Below are 26,178 nucleotides of genomic sequence, written 5' to 3' on the forward strand. Positions count from 1 at the left end.
CAGCGTAAAAAGCTGGGTTTTTTTTATCTCTGTGACGAAGCACTCCCGTGGTTTTGCTGAACTACAGCGGCCAGGATTTCTACCCCTTCATTTTGACAAAGAAGCACCAGCTTGCAGCACAGCTCCTGTCAAGTTTACTCGATTGGCATACAATGCTCGTAAGAGAAAGAATCCTTATTGAAGGACACCAATGGACAAAAGCAAAGATCACCACGACAAGAGGTTAATGACTTCGGAGCTCAACTTAAACAAATTAAGTCTCCAGGTAATGAAGACCTGGGAAAAAGGCGTTCGAGATCAAGTTGAGTCAGCGGGCGAACTATTGCGCCCCATCCTGAGAGACGCCCTCCCCCAATTTTTACGTCTGCTGGCTAAAGCTCTGGCGGAACCCAATGCCCGGGGACTGATCGAGGAAAGCTCTGCTATCGTTAAAAGGCACGCCGCCATCAGAGCCCGGGAAACCAGCTTTGGTGCATCTCATATTGTTCTGGAATTTCAGATTTTACGCCAAGCCGTGACTTATCATTTAGAACAAGAAATGCATCTTTCAGAGCAGGACAAGCAAACCATTCAAAAGACCTTCGACGAAGCCATCCAAGAGGCGTTGATGGAGTTTTTTCAAGTTCATGCCACCATCAAGGACGAGTTCACGGCGACTCTCAGTCACGATTTGCGCAATCCCATAGGAATAGCGCAAATGTCAGCAGAAATTATTCAAGAAATTGCTGCTGATATTGCAGACCCCAAAATCAAAAATCAGATTATAGACCTTACGGGTAGAATCACCGCGAACACCAAACGGGCCGATCGGATGCTTCAAGATTTACTTGATGCGAGCATCTTAAGAATTGGCGAAAAGCTTCCTATCAATCTGTCCAAGCTTGATTTAGTCGCACTGGCTCACGACGTAGTGGAAGAATTAGAGCCACGTGAAAAACATCGTATAAGTGTTATTGGTGAATCTACATTTGGATTTTGGGACCACGAGGGCTTAAGACGATGTTTCGAAAATCTAATAAAAAATGCCATTAAGTATGGCTCGCCCGACACTCCCATTACCATTCGAATAAATCGCGAAAAAGGCCATGTTTTGGCTTCCGTTCACAATGAAGGAAATCCTATTTCCAAAAATGATTTGCGAATAATCTTTCACACCTTTGGGCGCTCGAGATCAGCCATCTCAGGCGGAGTTCAAGGTTGGGGTATAGGGCTGGCTTTGGTGCGTGCGATGACAGAATCCCTGGGCGGAACCACTCGGGTGGAAAGCTCGCCTGAATTTGGGACCACCTTCACTATGGATTTGCCTGAAGACTCCAGAAATATTCCTGCCCCGTCGACTATTTAAGATTTTCCTTCTAATTGCGACCAGCGATCATAGAGACGTTCGATTTCAGCCTGAAGAGTGGCGATTTCCGTATACAGCTCCTGCACTTTTTTGGCATTGCTGGATATTTCCGGTAGCAGACTTTTAGTTTGTGCATTCTGAAGCTTTTCCTCCAGAACCGCGATGTTCGCTTCCATATTATCCAGCTCGAACTTTTCCTTGAAGCTTAGCTTTTTAGGTTTCGCTGAGGCCGCTTTCGCTTCTTGCTTTTCTTCCTGTTTTTTAGCGGCTTCGATCTCTTTTAGATCTTCAAACCACTCTTCCCATTGCAGGAATCCGGCAAAACGTTCCATGGTCATGTTGCCATCTGGATTTTTATGAAGAGCGATGATGTCTTTCGCGACCTGATCCATAAAGTAACGGTCATGGGTTACCAGAATCACGGCGCCGTTAAATTCCCGCAAAGATTCTTCCAGAACCGCCAGCGTTTGTACGTCAAGGTCATTCGTGGGCTCATCCAGAATCAAAACTTGCGCTTCATTCAACATCAATTGAGCGATACGCAGACGAGCTTGCTCCCCGCCTGACAATTTCTCTACCGGCATATCCATTTGTTGGCGATTGAATTGGAATCGCTCCAAATAGCTGCGGGCGTATACGTAAGAACCTTGATAGTGAACGTAGTCACCATCAGGACAGATATTTTTTAAAACCGACTGCTGCGGATTCAAAGTCTCGCGATTTTGTTCAAAGTACGCGACCTTTAAATTCTCTGCGCGCTTCACTTCACCCATGTCCGGCTGTTCCTGGCCAAGCATGATGCGAATCAAAGTGGATTTACCGCTACCATTGTCTCCCAGTAAAGCCATGCGCGTTTTTGGATTTACCAAGTACGTAAAGTCCTTAAACAACAAACGGTCATCATAAGCTTTAGTGATATGCGAAAGCTCGATCAGCTTTTGTGGATTACGATCAGCATCTTTAAATTCAATTTTCACAGTGCGATTGGCATTTTTCGCGACCAAATCAGTCACGTCATCTTTCAATGTGTGCGCGCGATCGATACGGGCTTTCTGCTTCGTTAAACGCGCTTTCGCCCCACGACGCAGCCATTCGGTTTCACGACGAAGAGTGTTCTTCATCGTCAATTCTTTGGCTTCTTGTCCCGCCATCATTAATTCTTTCGATTCCACATAGGCCGAGTAATCGCCCAAAGTCACAAACAAGTAATTTGGATTTTTAGGATCAAGATCAAAGATCTTGTTCGTCACACGTTGCAAAAACAAACGGTCATGGGTGATGATCAATGTCGCGAATTGAGCTTTGGCCAAAAATTCTTCCAGCCACATGATACTTGTCACATCCAAGTGATTCGTTGGCTCATCGAGCAACAATAGCTGCGGATTACGCACAAGTTCGCGAGCCAGCGCCACACGTTTTCTCCAACCGCCGGAAAGGTCTTCAACCAGGAATGTGTCACCGAACTGGGAAAGCTCCAAGCGAGCCATCCATTCATAAGCCGGTCCGATCACTTCGTTGTAATCGTTGTCAGCCATGATCGCATCCAGGATAGAGACGCCGGGCTCAAAAGACGGCGTTTGTTCCAGGTAACCAATCGTCAAACCCTTGTTCATGGTCACTTCACCACCGTCAGGTTTCATACGACCCGCGATGATTTTTAGAAGTGTGGATTTACCAGCCCCATTAGGTCCGACCAAACCAATGCGGTCGCCTTCATCAATCCCCAGACTGACGTTTTTAAATAGAGTTTTTCCCGCGAATGATTTTTCGAGCTTATAGGTACTAAGTAATGGCATGGAGCCACCCTAAGCTGAATTGCGTCAAGATTCAAGCGGGATACTGATCTAACACCCCGCTCGAGCAACCAAGCCTTCACAACGCGAAAGATTTTCCTGTGCTTCGGAGATAGTAATCCACGTGGAAATGCAAAACAGTAAAACTAGCAACCCTATCACACGTCCTGTGCGCATAGTTCCTCCTGAAACTGAGTTCTTTGCATTTATTTTGCAGAGATGTCCCCGGAAAACCAATAAGGGCGACCTGATTTTGATAATTCGCAATTATTTTAAAGGAAACTTTGCCAGCTGACTCAACCGATATCCTGATGACGTTCATCGAGCATACGCAGATAATCCTCGCGGTCAATCAAGCGACCACCGAATTGAGCGACGACCGGGGTGACCATCTGCACATCAATCCATTCATGCCCAAGCTGAGTCAGGTGCTCAACCAAAAACCACAGAGCCAGTTTGGAGGCATTGGGTTTTTTATAAAACATACTTTCACCGCTAAAAACACCTTCCACCAGGACACCGTAAATGCCGCCGATCAAAATATTGTTTTCGCGAACTTCAATGGACAAGCCAAAACCGGCTTTATTGAATTCATGGTAGGAACGCTTCATCACCGGCAATATCCAGGTGCCGTCCTGCCCGGGACGAATTTGATTGGCGCATTCGCTCATCACATGATCAAAATCTTTATTAACCGTGTAAGTGATCTGCGGATTTTTACGGCGAAAGCGTTCCAAACTTTCAGGCACGTGAAACTCTTTGAAAATTAAAACCCCGCGTTTTTCAGGAGAAAACCACAGCATAGGAAAGCCGACCTGGGGCCAAGGAAAAATTCCCTTGGAATATGCAGTGTACAAAGTTCCGACATCTAATTTTCCACCGACGGCCAAAATTCCTTCGGCCATCGTATCGCGCGGATCTGGAAAATCGACTGATGAGTGGAACCTTGCCAAACTTTACTTTCCTTTTGCTTTATACGTCAGGCGATAGATCACTCCTGCTTTGTCGTCAGAGATCAGGACAGAACCATCTTCCATTACTTCGACATCAACCGGGCGTCCAAATACGTCGCCACCTGCTTGCAACCAACCTTCAACCAAAGGCTTTACATTGGTGATTTTGCCATCTTTCACTTGAGCAAAGCCCACCATGTAACCTTGAGGGATCGTGCGATTCCAAGAACCGTGTTCAGCGTAAATGATACCGCCTTGGTACTCGGAAGGAAACATTTTCCCGTTATAAAAACGCATTCCCAAAGCGGCCACGTGAGCCCGCAGTTCAGCCTCAGGGGCTTTAAAAGTTTTGCAGTCCTTGCCATTGCCGAATTCTTTATCCTGAATATTTTTGCCATGGCAGAATGGGAAACCAAAATGCTCCCCCACCTTTGTCAGGTGATTGATCTCATCTGGTGGAGAATCTTCGCCGTACCAATCACGCCCGTTATCAGTAAACCATAAATCTTTGCTGACAGGATCCCAGTCAAATCCAACCGTATTACGAACGCCTTCCGCCACAATGTCTTTCGCGGTCCCATTCACATCCACACGGTAAATGCGCCCGTACTCGGTCCCCAAATCACAGATATTGCAGGGTGCACCCACGGGAACATAGAGTTTGCCATCCGGACCAAAGCGAATGAACTTCCAACCATGGTGAGTGTCTTTAGGAAACTTTTGCGGCAATTCACGGATGAACTTTTGCGGTCCGTTGATTTTATCTGGGATGGCGTATTCTAAAATGCGCGGCACTTCCGCAACGTAAAGCTTGCCATCTTTTACCGCGACACCATTCGGCGTATCCAACTTTTCCGCAAAAACCTGCGCTTTGCCGTTTTGCACCAAATAAACTTTATCTTTCGCGCGATTGCCGACAAAGAATCGCCCGCCTGGAGCTTGCGCAATCGAACGCGCATCGGGAACTATCGCCCACACGGAAATTTCGAATCCCGGTGGAAGTTTTAATCTCTCGAGTGGTAACTTTTCGGCTGCGTGCAAATTCACAGAGGCGAAAATAACGACTGCTCCGACGAGGTTTTTTGAGAACGATAACAACATAGATCCTCCTTAATCAAATCCGCAAAGGTTTAATCTATACGACCTCACCCACGCCGAAAAGTGGGGCTTTTCTATTTTTGATTATCTACACAGATGTCGCACTTACCGCAGGGAGTTTCGTGTTTATGACCGAAGTAATGATAGATATAATTCATCCGACACTCCTTATCTTGAGTGGCCCAACGAACCATTTCTAACAATTTTGAATTTTGTGCTTTCAAAATCACCGGTCCATTTTCAGCTGCAAATTGCTCGGCTGTCGGCGCTTGGACACACAGATATGGAAATGGATCATCGGATTTTTGCAAACACCCCCAACGCTCCAAAATACTGACGGCGGCTTCGGGACGGAAATCCCGGCGGTTGCGGAAATTCATTTGCTCTCTTAAAAAATCAAATTTTTCCTGATTTACTCGCAGGCGATTCTGCTCGATCAGATCATAAATTTTAGCAATGAATTCTGGCTCAGGATGTGACCACTTCAAAAATTCCATTTGAATGCTGACGTCATCCTGATCGTACAAAAGATGACAGAAAGATTCCTGCCCATCTCGACCCGCGCGACCGACTTCCTGAAAATAACTTTCGAGCGCACTGGGAATTTCCGCATGCACCAGCAGGCGCACGTTGGGTTTATCAATACCCAATCCAAATGCGGGTGTTGCCAACATCAAAGGTGCTTCTTCATTGATAAAGGCTTTTTGATTACGCTTGCGATCCTGGGGCGAAAGATCACCGTGGTAAACCAGATGCTGAACTCCGGCGCGATTTAGCTCTGCTGAAATTTTACGCAACGTTTGAATCAGCGAGCAGTAAACTATGCCTGAACCCGGTTGTTGATAACGAAGTCCCACGATCGCCCGGATTTTATCATCCATGCCGTATAAATCGTGAACTCGCAAAGCCAGGTTAGGCCTTTCAATTCCTGCCGAAATAATTTCGGCGTCAGGAATATTTAATTTCGTCAGAATATCTTTTTGCACTTCCGGTGTCGCCGTTGCCGTCAACGCCAATGTCGGAGGATTTCCAAGTAATGCCCTAAACTCCCCCACTCTGGAGTAATCGGGACGGAAATCATGACCCCACTGCGAAATACAATGGGCTTCGTCCACCGCTAAAAGTTGGATTTTACGGCCTTCGATGGCTTTTAAAAACTCAGGTTTGCGAAAACGCTCGGGCGTCACATACAGAAGTTTATAGTCGCCCTTCGCCAAACGCTCCTGGCGGCTTTCCCGCTCATCTCGCGTTAAAGCGGAGTTTAGGCAAGTGGCCGAAATCCCAAGGTCTTTGGCCTTAAACACTTGATCCTGCATCAAAGCGATCAACGGAGAAATGACGATTACTAGGCCTTCTCGGATTTTCGCAGGGAACTGAAAACAAAGGGATTTTCCCATGCCCGTGGGCATTAACGCGAGGAGGTTTTCGCCTTGCCATACTCGGCCTAAAATCGCTTCTTGTTCGCCGCGAAAAGTGCTAAATTCGAAGTTCCTAATCAGGAGATCGTGGAGGTCCATCATGCCACCAAGCTTACGCTAACCCAGCCTAAACAGGCACGTTCCGAGCCATTGCGGTTGCGCCGTGTCAATGTTATATTCTGGGCCCCATCATTTGCATCTATATGTAATCGATGATAATTCGAGTACTTTCAAATTAGTAACTAAGTCTTAAACGACCAATTAAGAAGGGTAATATTATGTCCAAAAAGTGGAATATTGATATGGTCAGAAACATCGGTATCTCGGCTCACATCGACTCGGGAAAAACGACTACTTCTGAACGTATTTTGTTCTATGGAGGCCGTATCCACGCCATCCACGAAGTTCGTGGTAAAGACGGCGTTGGTGCAACAATGGATTCCATGGATCTTGAGAGAGAAAAAGGTATCACTATCCAGTCTGCGGCGACGCAAGTTCACTGGAAAGATTATACAATCAATTTGATCGATACACCGGGGCACGTGGACTTCACAGTTGAAGTTGAACGTTCTCTTCGCGTACTTGACGGTGCGATCCTTCTTCTTTGCGGCGTTGCCGGCGTTCAATCTCAATCCATCACTGTTGACCGTCAAATGAAACGTTACAACGTTCCTCGTTTGGCATTCGTTAACAAATTGGATCGCCAAGGTGCGAACCCATACCGTGTAACTGACGCTTTGATCGAAAAATTGCGCTTGAACGCTGTGATGATCCAAATCCCAATCGGTTTGGAAGACCAACACAGAGGTCACGTAGATTTGACTGACATGAAAGCTTACATCAACGAAGGCGATAACGGTGAAAACGTTAACGTTACTGAGATCCCACCAGATCTAGTTGAAACAGCTCAAAAATACCGTCAAATCATGATCGGTAAATTGGCTGACGTTGACTCTGCTATCGAAGAAAAATTCTTGATGGAAGAAGAGCCAACGACTGAAGAAATTCGTGCAGCTATCCGTAAAGGCACTATCAGCTTGAAACTAGTTCCAGTTCTTTGCGGTTCCGCATTTAAGAACAAAGGTGTTCAACGTTTGATGGATGCAGTTACTTACTACCTTCCGTCTCCTGCTGAGAAAAAAGAGCAAGCTCTTGATCTTAACAAGAACGAAGAGAAGTTTGACTTGTTCCCAGATCCAGCGAAACCGTTGGTTGCTTTGGCGTTCAAACTTCAAGAAACTCCATTCGGTCAATTGACATACATGCGCGTTTACCAAGGTAAAATGGGCAAAGGTGATTTCATCATCAATCAAGTGAACAAGAAATCTGTTAAGATTCCTCGCTTGGTTCGTATGCACTCGGACAAAATGGAAGATATCGACGTATCTTACGCTGGTGACATCGTAGCATTGTTCGGTATCGACTGTGCTTCTGGTGACACTTTCTGTGACGACAGAATCCAGGCATCTATGCAATCTATGCACGTTCCAGATGCAGTTATCTCTTTGGCAGTTGCTCCTAAGGACAAAACTGCTGCGAATAACTTCTCTAAAGCGTTGCAAAAATTCCGTAAGGAAGACCCTACATTCCGCGTGGCTCGTGACGAGGAATCAAATGAGACTATCATCTCTGGTATGGGTGAGTTGCACTTGGAAATCTACGTTGAGCGTATGAAACGTGAATTCAACTGTGAAGTTATCGTTGGTCAACCTCAGGTTGCTTACCGTGAGACGATTTCTGCAGCAGCTGATTACGATTACACTCACAAAAAACAAACGGGTGGTTCGGGTCAATACGCGAAGATCGTGGGTAAAATCCTACCTCTTCCTCCACAAGAAGACGGCGCAGTCTTCAAATTCGACAACAAAGTTGTCGGTGGTCGTATCCCTAAAGAATTTATCCCTGCTGTTGAAGAGGGTTTCAAAGAGCAAACTGTTAAAGGTCCATTGATCGGCTTCCCGATCGTTGGTGTTGAAGTTCAGTTGGAAGACGGCGCATACCATGATGTCGACTCTTCTTACATGGCCTTCAAAATTGCGGCGATGGCTGCTCTTCGTGAAGTTTATCCTCAAGCGAAACCAACAGTTCTTGAGCCGATCATGAAGCTTGAAACTGTAGTTCCAGACGAATATCAAGGTTCAGCGGTTGGTCAAATCAACCAACGCCGTGGTTCTATCGTTGGTACAACTGCATTCGACGGTAACTGTGTTATCGAGGCGGAAGTTCCATTGACAGAAATGTTCGGTTACTCAACTGACCTTCGTTCTGCAACTAAAGGTAAAGGTGAGTTCTCTATGGAATTCGCGAAGTACGCTGCAGTACCTCGCAACATCCAAGAAGAGCTTGTTAAGAAATACCAAGCTAAGCGCGCAGCTGAGCAAAAGTAGTTCTTTCTCTTACTTAGAGATTCAAAGCCCTGGTGGAAACACCGGGGCTTTTTTTTTGCCTTTTTTTTCGAGGGAATCGGGATCGAGTCGGTGCCCATTGAAGAAGGCTGTTCTTCGTGCGGCACGCCTTCCAGGCTCAACGGTGCCCGCCTTTGGCGGGTTCGCGCATCCATGCGCCACCGAGGCCGCACTACGCACAGCCTTCTTCAATGGTCCCCGCCTCGCACGACTTTTTCGGTAAAAAGGCAAATAAAATCCCCGGTGTTTGCGGAGATTTTGGTTCTGCGTTCGCTTTGCGAACTGCATTTGTGGTTTTGGAGATTGGGCTTCGTTCGTTCGTCGTCGGTTTTCGTAAGCGGATGCTGGAAAATTAGCGGTTGGTGTTGGTGTAGAATACTTGGGTGGCGTAGCCGTTGTAGAGGCCTATGCCTAGGGATTTGTAGTTGGGGCTTAGGATGTTGTCGCGGTGGGCGGGGCTTACCATCCAGCCTGTTACTACTGATTCTGGAGTGTAGCCTTGGGCTATGTTTTCTCCGCAGCCGGATTGGATGTTGAAGCGTTTGCATCTTTGGGCGAAGGTTTCGTTTGCTCGGTCGTGACTGAGGTAGTTTTTATCGCTCATGTCTTTGGATTGTTCGTACGCCATTTCGGTGCAGGCTTGGCAATAGACTAAGGCTACGAGACCATTCGCTGCTCGTTGGGTATTTGTGGCTTTGAATACCAGGCAAGTGTTCGCATCCATGTTGTAGCAGCCATCTGCGCCGGCACTTGGGAGCGTGACCGTTCCCGAAGCCCCTTGAGAGGAATCGATCCCCAGGGCGGAGCTGGCTTCGAAGCCGCCGTTGCAGGCAGAGAGAATTAGCGTCATTGCGATGAGAGTAAGAACTTTCGTGTTCATGAAATTAGAATATCGAAGGGACTGTTTCCCAAGTTGGAAAATCGGTCGAGTTCTCACGTTGAAACTGCTACGTCCAGAACATTGCCAATTTTCTGGAACTCCAAAGCTTTTATATTTCATTTAAAATACAAATCTCATTCTGAGACGTTTCTTGGGGTTTCAAAGCTATCAATGAAACCTAACATATTTCCGATAAGTTATCATATGCACGTACATGGATTTATGAGATTGATCTCAGGGATTCTCATCCTGTTGGGAACAGCAGGATGCACCTTCGATGCAACCTTAAGGGACTTAGCATCAGTGGATCTTAATACATTGCCGGCGAATACTTCTGTCGCCTATCGCGACTACTACAGCAAAGTCAGTCACTTCGCCCATACTCAATCGACACTGCAAAACGGAAAAGTTCTTATCGTGGGTGGCGCTGTTGATGGCACTCGCAATGCGACGAACATTGTCGAAATTTTCGATCCGGAAACTCAGAAATGGGCCAAAGCTGCTGACCTTCCTGTAGCCGTTAATAATCATACTTCAATAACACTGAACGACGGACGCGTGCTCGTTACGGGGGGCGCAACGACAACGACGATCCTTAGCGATGCCTACATTTACTCCCCCTCAACGAACACCTGGACTCAAGTTGCATCGATGTCCACAGCTCGGGTTTATCATACAGCGACTCTTTTAAGTGACGGTCGAGTTCTCATTGCGGGCGGCAGAGCGGTCACGGGAGGAGCTGATTTAGCTTCGAGTGAAATTTACGATCCAACTGCTGACACCTGGACATCCGCTGGAAACATGCCTCGCACTCGCTCCTTTCATCAAGCGGTTCTTCTCAATAGCGGCAAAGTTTTAGTTGTCGGCGGTTCGAGCACCAACTCCCTTTACCGTGATGCCCACCTTTATAACCCGGCCACAAACTCTTGGGCTGGCACAGGAAGCTTGGCCGTTGGACGCTTATATCACACAGTCACTCTTTTGGATGACGGCCGTGCTCTTGTCATCGGTGGGATGGAAACCGCAACGACCAGTACGACTGAGATCTATGATCCAACGACGGAGACTTTCACCACCAAGAGTGGCATGCCCGCCCCCCGCGCGTCACATGCCGTTGTAAAAGCCAATGGCTGGGTCGCTGTCGTCGGTGGTTATGATTGGAATAGCTGCGCCAATGCTTGCCCAGACATGTTTGCTTACAATCCAACTTCAGATTATTGGGTGACTTTATCGACTACGCAAATTGCACGGTCTGAATTGACGGCGTTGCTTTATCAGTCGGCAATTTATGTTATCGGTGGCAGAACCGTGGGTGGCACGGGCACTCCTGTCACTGAAAGACTTAACGTTCAAAATCTTTTCTGGACTCAAGAAGCAAGTTTAACAACTTCAAGAAGCTTCCACTCTATGACGACCTTAAGCGATGGTAAATTGCTGGTGGCCGGCGGCATCACCACGGTTGGTTTCAGTTATTTATCAAGCTCGGAGATTTTCGATCAGTCGACCAACACTTGGTCGGCGGGACCGACGATGTCAACTGCCCGCGGAGAAAGTACGGCCGTTCGCCTAAACAACGGAAACGTTCTCCTTACTGGTGGATACGACGCCGGAGGCGTCATGTTCAGTTCAGATATTTATAATCCGAGCTCGAACACCTGGAGTGCGGGTCCCGCAATGAATAGCTATCGCGCTTATCATTCAGCTACATTGCTTGCCAACGGCAACGTTCTGATCGTCGGTGGATATAATGGCGCCGCCGAAACCGCAACAACAGAGATTTACAATCCGACGACAAATACATTTACACTGGGGCCTTCTGCACCTCAAGCAATCAGAAATCATACGGCGACCTTGCTTTCAAATGGTCACGTCATCGTAATCGGTGGCCAGGCGGGAGCAACTATCCGCACATCCGTCTATGACTATGATCCCGTGGCTAATTCTTGGTCGACAAAAACATCTGTCCCCGTTGCTCTCACCAAGCACACAGCGACATTGATTTCAGGAAAAATTGCCGTTGTGGGTGGCATGACCACTGGCGCATCGGAACTAAATACCGTTCGTCTGTATGATCCCGCGACGGATACCTGGACGTCGCTGACTTCGATGAATCACGCCCGCTATGATCACCAGACTGTTATTCTTCCCAGTGGAAATGTGCTGGTTGCCGGAGGCACTGGTGCTGTGAATTCCTCGGAAATATACAACGTCACGAATAACACTTGGACGAATACATACCGGGTCCTTGCGAAAGGCCGCAGTTCATTCAAAATGACTCTGTTAAATAATGGCCGCGCTCTGGCTGTGGGGGGCCAGGTCGGTGGCACCAATGCAGTCAGCGTTGAATCCTTTGTCGAGGATTATCAGGTTCCGCAGTGGACAATACAATTTTCTCAACCAGCTCGCTATGCTCATGCGGGTGCCTTGATGTCCAACGGTAACGTCTTCATGGCCGGAGGCGTGGATCTGAACGGTTCGATCCTGCTTAGCACCGCCATCTATGCTCCCACCACAAACAAGTGGAGCGTAGGCCCTAACTTAGCTGCCGGTCGTTTCTATCATTCTGTAACTGCCATGAAGAACGGCAAAGTTCTTATCGCCGGCGGTATGTCGCAAACGACTCCTTCGACCCTCGCGGAAATCTATGATCCGGAGACAAACACCATTGCCACAACTCCATTACCTAATGCGCGCTTAGCACCTTCGGCAGTTTTGATGAGTGATGGTAAAGTGATGCTCTCCGGTGGTTACGATGCAACTTACTCTCCCGTAACCGCCGTCGATATCTATGATCCGTCGACAAACACATGGTTTAGTGCAGCTCCCAGAACTGGTTCACTCTTCGACACGACGGTTGCATTGTCGGCAACAAAATATTTGGCAATAAGCCCCGTGGGCGCATCAGTTTATGATTCAACAACAAACACATGGACAGCTACAGGACCAATGAGTGTTCCCCGTGCAATCGCTACCGCGGCCGTGCTTCCGAACGGGAAAGTTTTTGCAGCTGCCGGCACTGACGCCACGGGTGCCGCCGGCACAACTGTCACTGAAATTTATGATCCAACGACAAATACCTGGTCTCAGGCAGCTCCTATGCCGGAAGCCGTAGCTTTGCAATCCGGCACCCTTCTTCCAAGTGGCAAAATCGTCATCATCGGCGGAGCCCGCAACGATATGTCGACCAGCGATGCTGTTTACTACTATGACCCATCTACAGATACCTGGACGACGGGCACACCTTTAACAGACGGCAGGTACTTTCACCTCTCCATCCTATTGCCAAATGGGCGCGTCTTCGTTCATGGCGGCAGTAGCGATAAGCTGGGCGTATTGCCTTTCTGGGAGCAGGTTTTAGATTTCTAAATTATTTAGTACATCAATTTCAAAGTGAGCATAGCTGATGCGATAGTTCCGGTACCCTTGGTGGTACCGGAGGATGTGGTCGTATTCAATTCTGTCGTCGAGGAACGGCCCACATATTCAATCACAAAGTGCTCTCCAATAAACCAGCCAACCCCCAACATAATTCCCGCGCCGCCTTTGGCTTCATAACTTCCCAGGAAAGTCGTGGCTGGCCTAAAATTCACCGTGCTATAAATCAGTGCGAAGGGAAGATAAAACGAGTCCCAACGATATTCCGTTCCCATATAGATATTGTGCTGCTGGTACCTTGAAGCGGAGGAGGAGCTAAAGTTCGTTGTGCTCATTCCATTGAAAGTAACCTTCTTGAGCTCCCGCTCTGCCCCATACTCAAGCCCGCTGATAAAGCCCCAGGAATTTTTGGGTGCATACCAAATATGCAAACTAAACCCTGAAGCTCCGGAATATTCCATGTCATAGGTTTTTTCAGCGGTGGTGCCCGAGGTGGGAGTTTCTTGATTTTTTAAATTCACCAAGAAATTGGGACTGTAACCGCCACCCACTCCGACTTTCCAATCAGAAGATTCAGCACGCGCCCCAAGACTGACCAACAAGATCAAAACCGCAAACGTAGACTTCACAAATGACTCCTTATTGCAGCTAGATAAACAGATGTTTAGTTATGCTGACAAATGAAATGCTGAAGTCTGGGCAATGGTCTGGAAAAGTTAAACTTTGTCTCGTTTTATGCCGATGGAACCCTTGGAGAAAACATCATGGATCGTGATCAACTTATCGAAGAAATCAAAAAACAGATAATGGAAGAGCTTAAGGGTGCTGCCTCCCCGCTCACCGATAAAATTTCCCCCGAACAAAAAGCCGAAATGGTGGAAATGAAAAACTCTGTGGAAAGCTCCGTAAAGGAAAATCCCTGGATGGCTATGGGTATCGCGGCGCTTGCTGGCTTTATGATTGCTCGTCTTCTTTATCGCAGGGATGACTAGTTATGATGAAATTTATCTTGCCACTTTTGTCTTTCCTAATCGGTAACGCCAAAGGCTTTATCAAAGAACCGGCGGAAGCATTTTCGCAACAACTCGCCATGCGAGTGCGTTCGTTGACGACTTTGTTGGTGGCAGTCATTGGCTCCCTGGCTTTAGGTTGCGTGGGACTTTCGCTGTTCATCGCTTCGATCGCTTCACAATTGGACAAGAATGAAGAATTCCATGTCTCTGGTGGAATGATCGTTTATCTGTGCCTGACTGTGGTTTCGATTGGCGTTTTGATTTATTCATTAAGCAGCAAAACTTGGATGAAGAGTCTGGGTTTTGAGGAAAAACCGCCGCAAGCAGCTTCCACCGGCAAACGCGCTTCGGGTGCTTTGGAAAATGCGGTGGCTCTTTTAGTGATGGATTATATCGACGAAAGGAAATCTCGTCGTGACGAACGTCCCCACTCTCGCGATTAATTATTTCTTAAAGCACAAATAAAAAAGGCAGCCTCAATGAGCTGCCTTTTTATTTTATTCCGTGCGGGAATTAGTAACCGTTGCCACCGTAGTAACCGCCATCTTCATCATAACCGCCGCCGTAGCCGCCACCATCGTATTGACCGTCGCCGTCTTGACGACTGCCGTCTTCGTAAGGACCATTGCCACCATAGCCACCACCATCAAAAGAATCACCATTGCCACTGCACTCGTAAGATTCTTCTCTTGGGTCGCAACCTTCCGCGGGTTGAGCAGCGAATGCACATGTGAACGGAGCCAAGATCGCAGCCATCATCAAAGCCATAACCAGATTTTTCATTCGAAACCTCCAAAATAAGAATCCCCTGCTTATCACAGGGGACACACTTGGACTAATGAAAATGTAGTGAATCTGTTGAACGGAAAAAAGCGCTGCAGAAATTCTCAAATGTTAACTATTATCGGGCCGAACCATTCATAAATTCTAGAACCCGGTCGGATAATTCACGCGAGTTGTTGATTCTTTGCACAGCACTTCCCGATTCTTCTTTGTCCGCAGCAGAAGGTTCATGGTACTTTTGCAGATAACTTTCCACTTTAGAACCAAACACATGCCAATCCACTCCGTCTTTGTCGGCACTTGGAAACTCTGTCAATACACCCATACCGCGCTTTGCATACAGACGCGAACCTTCGGTTTTAGGATTAAAGGTATAAAGTGCCTGACCACAGACAGACAAGTCACAAGAGCGATTCTCTGGAAACATGGTTTGAATGGTTTCAGCAAATACTTCGTTCAATGCCTTTGCACGCAACTCTGCGCTCTTCGCCATGAAGAACTTCACCGGCTCAAAGATTTCTCCGGCCTTCAAATAAACTGGTTGTCTTCCGACGAACTCGCCATTCACCACGCGAGGTCCCACTTGTTGCATCGTGATGCCTTCCACAAGTGCAGGACGAGGCATTCTAAAACCTTCACCTAAGTATGCTTCCATTTTCAATAGGGGAACTTTATTCTCCCGTATCAATGACGGATCTACGATGCGATCCGATTGCGCTGTGGGATAATCGTTATAGATCGTCGAACCAAACTTACCTGTGTACTCAATCCATTTGCCAGCATCAGCATTAAAGATCTGGGCTTTTCCATAAGACGCGCGATTCAGCCCCATGGCCGCCAGCAACTCGCCAGAGTCTTTCTTGCGAACCATAACATAGTCTGTTGAGTTTAAAGTTTCCAGAACCTCAGAGAAGTCCGCCTTGATAAACGATTCACCCCAATGACGGCGTTCGACGTATTCCGGGTAAATTTCAGAGATCAATTCGATCACCCAGCTTTTTTGCAACTCCTTACCTTTTGCAATCGCTGCCGAAGAAACTTGAGCCTTGCTTGTGAACTTGGTTCCGACCACGATCACAACCATGTCTCCACGATCATATTCTTCGCGAAAAGCAATTCGGCTCAGTCCAGTACCTGATACCGCTTCAACTGGAACTTCGGTGACACGACTTTCTTTAGTGTGACCACGCAGGCGCGCCAAACTCTCGCCCGATTTCATCTTCGCGCGATCGCTCGCGTCCCACTCTAAACGACGGCTATCAAATATCGCGTCGTACTCGGGATAAGTTTTACCAGATTTAATCACGGCCACGATACGATCTAAGTATTTGTGCAAGGCTTGCGAATAGGCGGCTTGATTTGGAAATTCATTTCTGCGCGGCAGATCGGGAACTTCAAACCCTCCACCCCACTCGGTTGTGCGGAAGGTGTACGGCCCCCCTTGTGGCGAGTGAGAAGAGATGTATTCATAACGAGTACTGGCGGAGGCCACCTCGGACTGAATATCTGCCTGAATATACCCAGGCAATTCATCGTTACGGCCGAGATTGGATTTCGCAAAATATTTACTTCCCATGGTGTAGAGACGACTGTCTTCACGTGGTGCTTGCACAAACTCACGAGGGATACTCCCCAGAGGCTGCACAGGAGTTTTAGCAACTGGCATTGACTTGAGATAACCGGTCCAAGATTTTGGTGGAAATGCAGATGAATTCTCAGTGGCGTCGACAAAGATTCGACCACAGCTTTCAGCACCATGGGAGAACGATCCCCACAGCAGCACCAGAGACACTCCCATCAGGGTTCCTATGAATTGTCTAACAGCTGTATAAAGGCTGAACAATGCCACTGGTAAAAACCTCCAAATTCGATCTAAAAACCACCTGGTTAAAAGTGGTCTTCTCCTCTTATGAAGTTCAAATGGCATGCCCCCTCAGTGCACTATTTGATAACACCTGCCACGATCATTTTGGCCGCCCTAACGGCGTCTTGCTCAACCTGTTTGTATTCTGACTTCACTCTTTCGGAACAGATTTCGATGATGGCTCCGGTGATAATTCTTTGCACTGATTTGGCAGCGAAACGCAAATCCTCAGGGTTCAATTTCTCGCGCTTGCCAGCGGAGGTCTGTAACTGAATGAAGGATACAATTCTATCCGCTCCCATGTTCGTCAGGTTCTCGTGAAGCTTGCGATAGCGTTCCTGCTGCGACGACACCATAAAGAACAAGATCCAAGCTCTTAAGTTCACAGGCTGTTCATGAGCCCAGGCCACAGCAGAGCGTACGTATTCGGAGAACTGCACCTCGGGATCATTACTCTGGGAAAAGGCCGCAATAACAGCCGCCTGATACTGCCCGCGGATCAACTTCATGGTCGTCTCAAAAAGGGCTTCTTTATCCGGAAAATAGTGACTGACCAAACGGCGACTGGTCTTTGCTGGAATGGCCACATCATCAAAGCTGACGTGCTCATAGCTGACGGCAGAGTACGCCTTGATAGCACCTTCTAATATCTCCAGACGCCGCTTATCTGCTTTAGAAAGCTCACGAGGAAACAGTTCGGAATAGATCTGTCGCTGTGTCGATTTTTTATCCATACATGAACATTCTACCCCAGGTTCACATAAAGTTCATAATTATTCCCATTTCGTGAATTTAAAATTCCCAATTTGGGAAAATGAGGATATAACGCAATACATCAATAACCTCATGGAGTATTTATGAAATTTTCTAAAATGTTGTTATCTTTAGCGATTATATCGTTCTCTGGCCTTGCTTCAGCTCAGTCTGAGGGCAACGGCAGCCTTCAACGTGTCCAGCTTTCTGCCTCCCTATTAAATGAAAAGGGCGAAGCGTTCTGTAATTCCCTGTGGTCCTTCAGGGTCTCCGGAAGACCTGAACTTTGTAAAGCCGTTCTCAAAATTGAAAACAGAATCATCTTGGAACTGATGAACAAAGGCCCGGGCTACGACATCCTTCGTGCTGAGTATATCGATGCCAGTGAAAAACTTTGCAGCTCATTGATCTATAATTTTGCAACTGCAAAAGCAAAGGGTTGTTGGAACGTGGCTCTTAGCAAAGTCTCGTCTTTCGATGATCTTGCTAAATCAGAAATCTCAACCGTTGACCTGCACCTGAAAGACCTTGAAGAAAAAAAATCTGCGTACTGCCGCGCTTTGCACAGTGAAAGCTGCGTAAGCCTTCAAAACTCATTTTTACAAGTCATTACTGAACTAGCAAAAGTTAACTAAAAAAATTGGAGAATTTATGAAAACAAGAAATATGATCCTTGGCTTCTTAGTATCCCTTTCCGCAATTTCTGCGAAAGCAGAAATCAGCAGCGTAAAACAACAACGCGTGCAACTTGTCGCCTCGTTCTTACAAGAAAAAGATATCGAGTTTTGCAATAAGCTATCCCACACCCGTGGCGTGTCGTACCTGGCTGCAGATAAATGCGTTGAATATGTGAAAGCAGAGCAAAGAACGATTAAACAGCTCTCAGCGAATGGACCTGGTTACGATATTCTTCGTTCAATTCTTTTGGATAGAGGTCTGGAAGCCTGTAAAGCTCAGTATGCAACTGATTGCTGGGAATTGATTCAAAGCAGAGTCGCAGCATTCGATGCGATTGCGGCCGCAAACTATCAAGTGATTGATATTCTAGCCGAAAACTTCGCTTACAAAGCAGACGTTTACAGATACGGTTCGGACTTTACCCCTTCTAAAAAAGCTTTCGTTCAACTACTTACTGAAATGTCCAAATAAGGAGAAAAAATGAAAACATTAATTATGACCCTAGTTACTATGGCCATCAGCTCGTCAGCTTTCGCAGGAGCGGCAACTCATGTCAACGCCGTCGCCTGCGGGATTGCCGTGAGTGAAAACGAATTTGTTGCGGAATCACGCGCTTATTCAAATCCAGCCGACGACCAATATCTTAACAATCCAGGAATTTTGGGAACTTTGCTATTTGAACTAACAAAGTCTGAAAAATCACCTGTTCTGAAACGTGGCAATCAGTACTGTGTATGGGGCAAGTTCATTGTTCCAGCAGATGGTTCAGAGGGTTCCGTCGAACCTTACAGCGTTCAAGAAAAGTAACAGCTCAAAAAAAAGCCCGGTGATAAACCGGGCTTTTTCAATCTTAAAGAACTATTTAATCGGTGCGACTTCATTCAGGAAGTTCATGAAAACTTCCCAGGATCTGTGATCGGCTTTTTCATTGTAAGCGACGCCTTTACTGGGATCATTCCCAGCCTCTTTTTGCGTGAATGCGTGAACCGCGCCGGAATAAGAAATGAATTGGTAATCGACTTTGTTTTCATCCATTTCTTTCATGAACGGCATCACCTCTGGATTCACATTTTTATCCAAGGCCCCATGGGCAATCAGCACCGGAGCTTTAAAGTTTTTTGCATCCTTTGGAGTTGGATTCGACAAACCACCATGGAAGCTGACGAAGCCCGCAGCGGGAGCTCCTTCACGACCCAGTTCCAAAGCACCCGTTCCACCAAAGCAATAACCAATCACGACGATGTGTTTTGGATCGACCATTTTATTTTTCTTAAGCCAGTTGAACGCCGCCATTCCGCGAGCACGATACAGTTTGCGATCATTTTTATATTGAGTTGCCAACTTGCCCGCTTCTTCCATCGTTGTCGGACGAATGCCTTTTCCATAGATATCAGCGGCTAAAACCACGTAACCTTTTTCAGCTAGCATCTGCGCGCGCATCTTTTCATTTTCAGTGATGCCCATCCATTGATGGATAATCAAAACCGCAGGTCTCGGCGTTTTTACAGAGTCATCATAAGCGACATAACCTTCAAGAGCGGCTTTGCCTTCTTTATAATCAACATTTTCAGTTTTAAGGGCCGCTGATGCGGAAGTGACCGTCAGAATCAGAGCGATGCTGGATATAAGTGCTTTAAACATTCTAAACTCCTCTTGGTATATGACAAAAGTCTAAGTGGAACGCTTGATGAGGTCAAAAGTCACTCGCCAGCTCTGATAAAGAACACCTGAGGAATCTAGCCCTATGCGTTATAGACAGCCTCCTTCCGGCGTATGCTATTATAATCGCAATGGAATATCACAGGTTCGGCACCTATCAATTGCCAACAAAATTCTCCCCGTCATCATTCACCAACTTAGATAAACAACTATGTCGTTATTAGTCATCTTAGTCATTGTTACCTTACTTATTTCGTTCGTGTGCTCACTGTTGGAAGCGTCCCTATTGACTTCCACATCCGCTTACATCGCCGTCTTGGTTCGCGAGAACCGCCGCAGTGCTAAACTTTTGGAACACCTGAAAGAAAACCTCGATCGTCCTATTTCGGCGATCCTGACATTGAACACTCTTTCACACACCTTGGGTTCTGCGGCCATTGCTTACCAAGTTCAAGCGATCTATGGCGAGAAAGCCGTGACTATCGCTTCGTTCATTCTGACCTTCGCGATTTTGGTTTTGTCTGAAATCATTCCAAAATCCATTGGAGCGGCTCACTGGAAAACGTTGATTCCTTTCACGGCTTACACGATTCAATTGATGATCATCTGCCTTTATCCTTTGGTTATTATGTCAGAATGGTTGGGACGTTTGTTTCAACGTCGCACGGAAGAACCTGAAGTGACACGTGAAGAAATTCTAATGACCGCCGAAATGGGCGCCGAAGAAGGCAGCTTAAAAGGCAAAGAATCCAACATTATCAAAAATCTTTTGATGCTAGATAAAATCTACGTCTCTGACATCATGACTCCCCGATCGGTATTCTTTGCATTGGAAAAAGATCTGACCGTTGAGGAAGTTTTTAACAAGTACAAACCTTTGCGTTTTTCTCGTATCCCAGTTTATCACGGCAGTCTCGACAATATTGTGGGTATGACTTTCCGTTATAAAATCCACGAAGCCCTTTCCAACGACCTCCATGAAAAATTGGTGGGCGAGTTGGTGACTCCGATATCTTCGATCCCGGAACGCATGACGGTTTCTCAAGTCCTGGATTATTTTATCAAAGAAAAAGAGCACATCGCTTTGGCCGTGGACGAGTACGGTATCGTTGCCGGTCTGGTAAGCCTGGAAGACGCCGTTGAAACACTTTTGGGTGTGGAAATCGTCGATGAACTTGATTCCGTGGAAGACATGCGTAAGTTCGCTTTAGAGCAATGGCAGTTGCGCAAACAAAAACTTCGTAAGAGCTAATCCCCATGATCATCTATTACATTCCCTGTCCTGATCAAAAGAGTGCTGAAAATATCAGTCGCACTCTTTTACAGGAGAAACTTATCGGTTGTGCGAATATCATTCCCGGAATGAGTTCGATGTACTGGTGGGAGGGAAAAATAGAAACAAGCTCCGAGTATATTCTGATCCTAAAAACTCTTGAAAGCTCTGACGCAAACAAAAATTTAGAATCCCGCGTGAAAGAGCTTCATCCCTATGAAATTCCCTGTGTGATGGCTCTCCCCGTCGCATCAATCAACGATTCTTTTAAAAACTGGCTTGAACAAAGTCTTAAATAAATCCAAAGTTAACTTCCGAAGGTAATATCTACTCCGGCAAAGCTGGAGTGCAGACCAGCCCGGAGGAAATATGACTCGTGCGGAACTCGCAAAAAAAATCTATGACGTCGCTCACTTAACGGGGGAATTTAAACTTCGCTCCGGTCAGATTTCCAACGAGTACTTTGATAAGTACCGCTTTGAAGCACAACCTGCTTTACTTCGTGAAATTGCCAAACAAATGGTGCCGTTGATTCCTCCAGGTACAGAGATACTTGCGGGTCTAGAAATGGGAGGCATCCCAATCGCGACAGCCTTGTCCCTTGAAACGGGCATTCCCTGCGCTTTTGTTCGCAAAGAAGCCAAAGAGTACGGCACCTGCCAGTTCGCCGAAGGCCTGGATCTTAAAGGCAAAAAAGTTTTGGTGATCGAGGATGTCGTGACAACCGGTGGCCAAGTTGTGCTTTCAACGGCGGATTTGCGCGGCATTGGCGCAAGCATCAGTCATGTGTTATGTGTGATTCACCGTGGCCCTCAATTCCCTGAGCCTAAGCTTCAGGAAATTGGCGTGACATTATCGCCGCTTTTTATGAAAGCCGATTTTAACTAAAGCAAAGCTCCACCGAGAAAATCCCCACTTGTAAGTGGTGGTGACTTGAGGGAGCGCTTTGCTCCCCAACCGAAAACGGTCTGTACCAGGTTGCGAGATGTGTCTGGCATGTCACGATTCCCAGCCAGCCACAGACTCTGCGAGAATAATTTTTTTAAAGATCGCACGGCTCGTGCTGACTTTCCCTGGGCCATAAAATTCTTTTGGGCTTCGGCCATCACCACCGGATGAGTTGCCCATATATCAATTCTTCCAGACTGAAGTTTTCGATAGTTAGCGAGGTCCTCGGTCATGCCTTCGACTTTGGAGCTCTTCCCTGTATAGCGCAACAGCTCTTGCTCTCGGGCACTGCCACTTAAAACACCGATACGGTACTTTCTTAAATCTTTAAGATCAGTGATTTGAATATTGGAATCGACTGCGTACAACCAGCAATCGACATCGGCTAAGTGGACAATCCAATTAAATTTGTATTCTCGCTCGAACGTTCGAGTGAAAGGAAAAAACAACGCTTGAGGATTTCTTTCGACTTCCAGCAGAGCCCTTTTCCAGGGCACCCAAACGATTTCGAATTCTTTTTCTTTTCCAGATTTTTTCAGAGTGGCGGCGATCAGTTTACCAAAATCGCCCGCAAGACCATCCAACCCATCCGCTTTTTTCACGACAGTTGGCGGCGTTTCGACTGTATATATTTGGATTTTAGAACGTCCCACCTCAGGTGAGGCCGTCGCCATGAATCCTGCAAAAACCATAATACTTAAAAACATTATTTGTTTATAGCGCAGGACTCATTTGTCTACACCTTACTTTTCTGCAACGACGTAGGCGATCCAAGACTCACAAGATTCACCGTGATCCACGCGAGTGAAATTACCATCACCGGAACCATCTTTAGCGGTCCCTTCCCAGTAAACGTGACTTTTTGCAAAGCCCACTTCGTGCATGATCTCGCGAATTTCGGAAATACTCCACAAACGCCAGTCGTAAGTGAAAACCTGTTCAATTTTCTTACCACCTACGCGGAAGTGAATATGGAACACAGCATTGTTCGTCACTGGGTCAAAGTTCGTCTGATCCCAATAGTACGTGAAATCTTTGTGCTTCATTCTGTCTTCGATAGCGTCATAGCATTGACTGCCACCGAACACATCCACCAGGAAGATACCGTCTTTGCTCAACGTTTTATAAGCGTTCGCAAAGTAGTTTTTCAGCATCCATCTTTGTTTAAAACAGAAGTAAGAGAAGTTCATCGCAGCGATGATGTCAGCCTTTTCCAGACTAGGATCCATCACGTTGCCTTCAATAACTTTCATACGCTTTTGTTGCTCAGGTCTTAGCTTAGACAAATAGTGAGTTTTACCGTAAGCAATCGGTTCTGGATCCAAATCCACACCAATAGATTGATGTTTCGGGTCCAACTTAATCCACTCTGTAGAAAGCGCAAATGTACCGCAGAAGTCCTCACGGAAAATTCGCGGAGCTTTTTTCTTAAGCTCCTTGTAAGTATTGCGAATGAAAACCACATCGTTTTCAGCCGACTGCACAGCTTTGCTGTACAGTTCGTATTTATCAAACTGAGTTTTTCCAGTTTTCTTTGAAACTTTACGACGAACTTTTTTTCTGTGACCGACTCCCTTCAACATGATTACGGAACCTCTGCAACGATTTCGCGAATCGCTGTTTCGATGTCGTGGTGTTGAGGCACAGAATTTTTTTCTAGATTTGGATGCAAACCAATACCTGGCAAGTTTTTACCTGCAAGCACTCGAGGACGCGCCATCAACGAGTAAAAGCACTCTTGAGTTGTTCTGTAAGCCAAATGCTCGCCGAAGTTCGTCACTTCAGTGTCTTCGTTCACGAACAACACACGACCTGTTTTTTCAACAGATGATTTAATCATCTGCCAGTCGTATGGATAGATCGAACGCAAATCGATCACTTCCACCGAGATGCCCTCGTCAGCCAATTTCTTAGCGACGTCATCACACAGGTGCACCATGCGGCTGTAGGTAACGACAGTGATGTGTTGACCTTCGTGAGTGATCTTACCTTTACCGATTGGTACGATGTACTTTTCAAGTTCAGGCCATTTCGCTTTCCAACCTTGAGAGTTTTGAACTGGCTTATCGATCATTGCTTTCAAAGTTTTTTCGTCCTCTGGCTCACCAGGGATCAACTCGTCACCTTTATGGCGCATCAAAGCTTTAGACTTCAAATAAAGAACCGGATTTGGATCTTCAATGGCTGCCAACATCAAACCGTAAGCGTCCAAAGGATTGGAAGGCATCACAATCTTCCAACCTGGCAAACGAGATGCCCAGGCGTCGAAAGAGTGAGAGTGGTAAACGGATCCAAAGATCCCTGCTCCGACCGGAGTCATCACAACCATTGGCAATTGAACTTGACCGTTTGTACACCACAAAGTGTTGCCGGCGATTTTCAAAAGATCGATCGTGTTGAAAATATAATCTGCGAACTGGATTTCAGCCACGCACTTATCACCTGTCATTGCGATACCCATCGCCATGCTGATGATACCACGCTCGTCCAGTGGAGTGTTCCAGGCTGTTTTCAAACCTTGAGTCGCCGTGAAGACGCCACCCAATGGAGCGCCCACGTCCTGACCGAAGATGTCTTTAACGCCCATGTGTTTTTCACCGTAGTGAAGGGCCATTCTGATTGCTTGAGCTACACTTGCCATTAGAATTTTCTCCAATCAGCATTTTCATTATTCACGAATACATGATCCCAAACGGATTCAGGAGTTGGACCACCTTCACTACGAGCTTGTTCTTGCGCTTTTACGCCTTCTTCCTCGTAGATCTCCCAAATCTTTTGCGCAGCTTTTTCAGTCAAGATACCAGCAGCGATCAATTTTTCTTGGAACTTGTAAACCGGATCGAACAGATCTGTCTTACGGTTCGCACCGTCTGCAGACGAGTGACCGTACAAACGAGTCGTTTTCACTTCCAGGAAAGACGGCTTACCCGTTTTGCGGATGTAATCCATTTCTTCCTTCAAAGCGATATATGTCTCGACAGGATTTGTACCATCGATCACACGAGAGCGGATATTGAAAGCTTTCGCGCGGTCTGCGATATGAGTCTCACCGTGTTGACCTTCGTATGGAGTCGAAATACCGAAGCCATTGTTTTGCACAGTGATCAACACTGGCAATTCTTGGCCTTTACGAGAAGACCATACCAAGCATGTTGCAAATTCGCCCTCTGCCGTACCAGCATCACCGCCGGTTACGATCGAGATCGATTTGTGACCCGCGCGTTTTTGTGCGTGAGCTGTTCCGCAAGCGATTGGATATTGAACTTCGATAGGAGAAGTAACGGGAGCCACGTTCCACTGAGGGAAACAATAGTGACCTGCGAAGTTACGACCACCCGTAGATGGATCTGTCACACGGTTCATCATCAAACGAACCGCTTCGATCATTGGCATACCAAGTGCCACCATCGTTGGCGTACAACGGTAGTGCAAATGGAACCAGTCGTATTCAAGGCCTTTACCCTTACGAGCCAATAAACCAAGTGGAACTCCGAATGCTTCCTCGCCCGGGCCACCGATCCAGAAGTAACCTTCACCGGCTTTGTAGATTTTGATAACACGTTCTTCTAGAACGCGGGATTTGACCATCAGGTCGTGCATGCTCAACAAAAGTTCTTCAGACAAGCCACCGAAATCAGATTTTTTCGGAGCTGCTTTTTTTGAAGACTTCGCAGCGGATTTATTCGCAGCTTTTGCCGGTGCTTTTGCTTTCGCAGAAGCGTTCTTTTTGGCAGCTGGTTTTACAGTGGTCTTTTTAGACATGTACTCAGTTCTCCACGGTTTTTAGTCACATAAATCAAGGCCCCTATCTAAGCGAGAACAGGTCAGATTGTCTGCCTTTTTCACCCCAATTGACGCAATTAGTAAAAATCCCTCAGGAACCTGCTGCAGGAAGCAGCATATAGCCGATTTGAGACCTAAAATTTAAGTCAGTTTCCCG

The 26,178-nt window shown here is 46.7% G+C and carries 25 protein-coding genes; 11 read left to right on the forward strand and 14 right to left on the reverse strand.

The features are described 5' to 3' along the window. Positions 1-190 precede the first annotated feature (190 nt). A complete protein-coding gene (locus tag HW988_RS14305) occupies positions 191-1,345 on the forward strand; it encodes a sensor histidine kinase KdpD (RefSeq protein WP_181604893.1) in 1,155 nt (384 codons plus the stop codon). Here HW988_RS14305 and abc-f read toward each other — a convergent pair. From abc-f to HW988_RS14325, 4 genes are all read right to left on the reverse strand, one after another. Continuing rightward, positions 1,342-3,141 carry a ribosomal protection-like ABC-F family protein gene (gene abc-f / locus HW988_RS14310; protein WP_181604894.1) on the reverse strand — a complete coding sequence of 600 codons (1,800 nt, stop codon included), beginning with the start codon at positions 3,139-3,141 and terminating at the stop codon, positions 1,342-1,344. The genes HW988_RS14305 and abc-f overlap by 4 nt on opposite strands. Before the next feature lie 293 nt (positions 3,142-3,434). Then, entirely contained in the window at positions 3,435-4,091 is a 657-nt protein-coding gene (gene aat, locus HW988_RS14315) for a leucyl/phenylalanyl-tRNA--protein transferase (protein ID WP_255490035.1), read from the reverse strand. A gap of 3 nt (positions 4,092-4,094) precedes the next feature. Beyond that, positions 4,095-5,192, reverse strand: a complete 1,098-nt coding sequence (locus tag HW988_RS14320; RefSeq protein ID WP_181604895.1) for a sorbosone dehydrogenase family protein — start codon at positions 5,190-5,192, stop codon at positions 4,095-4,097. A 71-nt stretch (positions 5,193-5,263) separates the two neighbouring features. Further along, positions 5,264-6,709, reverse strand: a complete 1,446-nt coding sequence (locus HW988_RS14325) for an ATP-dependent DNA helicase RecQ (protein WP_181604896.1) — start codon at positions 6,707-6,709, stop codon at positions 5,264-5,266. A 176-nt stretch (positions 6,710-6,885) separates the two neighbouring features. On the opposite strand from HW988_RS14325, the gene fusA reads away from it, so the two are divergent. After that, positions 6,886-8,994 (forward strand): elongation factor G, encoded by a 2,109-nt coding sequence (fusA, locus tag HW988_RS14330; RefSeq protein ID WP_142701183.1) that lies wholly within the window; start codon positions 6,886-6,888, stop codon positions 8,992-8,994. A 370-nt stretch (positions 8,995-9,364) separates the two neighbouring features. Here the strand turns inward: fusA and HW988_RS14335 are convergent, their stop codons facing one another. Continuing rightward, complete coding sequence (locus tag HW988_RS14335; RefSeq protein WP_220128750.1) at positions 9,365-9,949, reverse strand: CAP domain-containing protein; 585 nt, start codon at positions 9,947-9,949, stop codon at positions 9,365-9,367. 165 nt (positions 9,950-10,114) lie between these two features. On the opposite strand from HW988_RS14335, the gene HW988_RS14340 reads away from it, so the two are divergent. Further along, the gene (locus tag HW988_RS14340; protein WP_181604898.1) at positions 10,115-13,258 is read left to right on the forward strand and encodes a kelch repeat-containing protein; all 3,144 of its coding nucleotides are present in this window, start codon (positions 10,115-10,117) and stop codon (positions 13,256-13,258) included. Between the two features lie 5 nt (positions 13,259-13,263). Here HW988_RS14340 and HW988_RS14345 read toward each other — a convergent pair whose 3' ends face one another. Then, on the reverse strand, positions 13,264-13,896 hold the full coding sequence (locus HW988_RS14345) for a hypothetical protein (protein WP_181604899.1): 633 nt from the start codon (positions 13,894-13,896) through the stop codon (positions 13,264-13,266). A gap of 135 nt (positions 13,897-14,031) precedes the next feature. Between HW988_RS14345 and HW988_RS14350 the strand changes: the two genes are divergently transcribed. Continuing rightward, the gene (locus HW988_RS14350; RefSeq protein ID WP_181604900.1) at positions 14,032-14,259 is read left to right on the forward strand and encodes a hypothetical protein; all 228 of its coding nucleotides are present in this window, start codon (positions 14,032-14,034) and stop codon (positions 14,257-14,259) included. 2 nt (positions 14,260-14,261) lie between these two features. Continuing rightward, the gene (locus tag HW988_RS14355) at positions 14,262-14,723 is read left to right on the forward strand and encodes a hypothetical protein (RefSeq protein WP_255490036.1); all 462 of its coding nucleotides are present in this window, start codon (positions 14,262-14,264) and stop codon (positions 14,721-14,723) included. Between the two features lie 70 nt (positions 14,724-14,793). Here the strand turns inward: HW988_RS14355 and HW988_RS14360 are convergent, their stop codons facing one another. The 3 genes from HW988_RS14360 to HW988_RS14370 form a co-directional block, all read right to left on the reverse strand. Next, positions 14,794-15,063 carry a hypothetical protein gene (locus HW988_RS14360; RefSeq protein WP_181604901.1) on the reverse strand — a complete coding sequence of 90 codons (270 nt, stop codon included), beginning with the start codon at positions 15,061-15,063 and terminating at the stop codon, positions 14,794-14,796. Positions 15,064-15,181: 118 nt separating this feature from the next. Continuing rightward, positions 15,182-16,912 carry a hypothetical protein gene (locus HW988_RS14365; RefSeq protein WP_181604902.1) on the reverse strand — a complete coding sequence of 577 codons (1,731 nt, stop codon included), beginning with the start codon at positions 16,910-16,912 and terminating at the stop codon, positions 15,182-15,184. Positions 16,913-17,004: 92 nt separating this feature from the next. Beyond that, positions 17,005-17,661 carry a TetR/AcrR family transcriptional regulator gene (locus HW988_RS14370; protein WP_181604903.1) on the reverse strand — a complete coding sequence of 219 codons (657 nt, stop codon included), beginning with the start codon at positions 17,659-17,661 and terminating at the stop codon, positions 17,005-17,007. Between the two features lie 123 nt (positions 17,662-17,784). Here HW988_RS14370 and HW988_RS14375 point away from each other — a divergent pair, with 123 nt between their 5' ends. From HW988_RS14375 to HW988_RS14385, 3 genes are read left to right on the forward strand one after another with little or no spacing between them, the layout of a single operon-like run. Beyond that, complete coding sequence (locus HW988_RS14375) at positions 17,785-18,315, forward strand: hypothetical protein (RefSeq protein ID WP_181604904.1); 531 nt, start codon at positions 17,785-17,787, stop codon at positions 18,313-18,315. Positions 18,316-18,331: 16 nt separating this feature from the next. Next, a complete protein-coding gene (locus HW988_RS14380; protein WP_181604905.1) occupies positions 18,332-18,829 on the forward strand; it encodes a hypothetical protein in 498 nt (165 codons plus the stop codon). A 9-nt stretch (positions 18,830-18,838) separates the two neighbouring features. Further along, positions 18,839-19,165, forward strand: a complete 327-nt coding sequence (locus HW988_RS14385) for a hypothetical protein (protein WP_181604906.1) — start codon at positions 18,839-18,841, stop codon at positions 19,163-19,165. Positions 19,166-19,216: 51 nt separating this feature from the next. On the opposite strand, the gene HW988_RS14390 is transcribed toward HW988_RS14385, so the two are convergent. Beyond that, positions 19,217-19,999, reverse strand: coding sequence for a dienelactone hydrolase family protein (locus tag HW988_RS14390; protein WP_181604907.1), 783 nt, complete (start codon positions 19,997-19,999; stop codon positions 19,217-19,219). A gap of 229 nt (positions 20,000-20,228) precedes the next feature. Here HW988_RS14390 and HW988_RS14395 point away from each other — a divergent pair, with 229 nt between their 5' ends. The 3 genes from HW988_RS14395 to pyrE all read left to right on the forward strand — a co-directional run bounded on the left by HW988_RS14395 (position 20,229) and on the right by pyrE (position 22,178). Further along, positions 20,229-21,269 (forward strand): CNNM domain-containing protein, encoded by a 1,041-nt coding sequence (locus HW988_RS14395; RefSeq protein WP_181604908.1) that lies wholly within the window; start codon positions 20,229-20,231, stop codon positions 21,267-21,269. Positions 21,270-21,274: 5 nt separating this feature from the next. Then, on the forward strand, positions 21,275-21,589 hold the full coding sequence (gene cutA / locus HW988_RS14400; RefSeq protein ID WP_181604909.1) for a divalent-cation tolerance protein CutA: 315 nt from the start codon (positions 21,275-21,277) through the stop codon (positions 21,587-21,589). A gap of 70 nt (positions 21,590-21,659) precedes the next feature. Further along, positions 21,660-22,178, forward strand: a complete 519-nt coding sequence (gene pyrE / locus HW988_RS14405) for an orotate phosphoribosyltransferase (protein WP_181604910.1) — start codon at positions 21,660-21,662, stop codon at positions 22,176-22,178. Here pyrE and HW988_RS14410 read toward each other — a convergent pair. The 4 genes from HW988_RS14410 to HW988_RS14425 are packed head-to-tail and all read right to left on the reverse strand — an operon-like array spanning position 22,175 to position 26,000. Continuing rightward, positions 22,175-22,945, reverse strand: coding sequence for an ABC transporter substrate-binding protein (locus tag HW988_RS14410; protein ID WP_181604911.1), 771 nt, complete (start codon positions 22,943-22,945; stop codon positions 22,175-22,177). The genes pyrE and HW988_RS14410 overlap by 4 nt on opposite strands. Before the next feature lie 36 nt (positions 22,946-22,981). Then, a complete protein-coding gene (locus HW988_RS14415) occupies positions 22,982-23,821 on the reverse strand; it encodes a class I SAM-dependent methyltransferase (RefSeq protein ID WP_181604912.1) in 840 nt (279 codons plus the stop codon). A gap of 2 nt (positions 23,822-23,823) precedes the next feature. Beyond that, on the reverse strand, positions 23,824-24,879 hold the full coding sequence (locus HW988_RS14420) for an alpha-ketoacid dehydrogenase subunit beta (RefSeq protein ID WP_181604913.1): 1,056 nt from the start codon (positions 24,877-24,879) through the stop codon (positions 23,824-23,826). Further along, positions 24,879-26,000 carry a thiamine pyrophosphate-dependent dehydrogenase E1 component subunit alpha gene (locus HW988_RS14425; protein WP_181604914.1) on the reverse strand — a complete coding sequence of 374 codons (1,122 nt, stop codon included), beginning with the start codon at positions 25,998-26,000 and terminating at the stop codon, positions 24,879-24,881. Before HW988_RS14425 ends, HW988_RS14420 begins: the two co-directional genes overlap by 1 nt. Positions 26,001-26,178: the final 178 nt, after the last annotated feature.

This window comes from Bdellovibrio sp. KM01 (assembly GCF_013752535.1).
Taxonomy (GTDB): domain Bacteria; phylum Bdellovibrionota; class Bdellovibrionia; order Bdellovibrionales; family Bdellovibrionaceae; genus Bdellovibrio.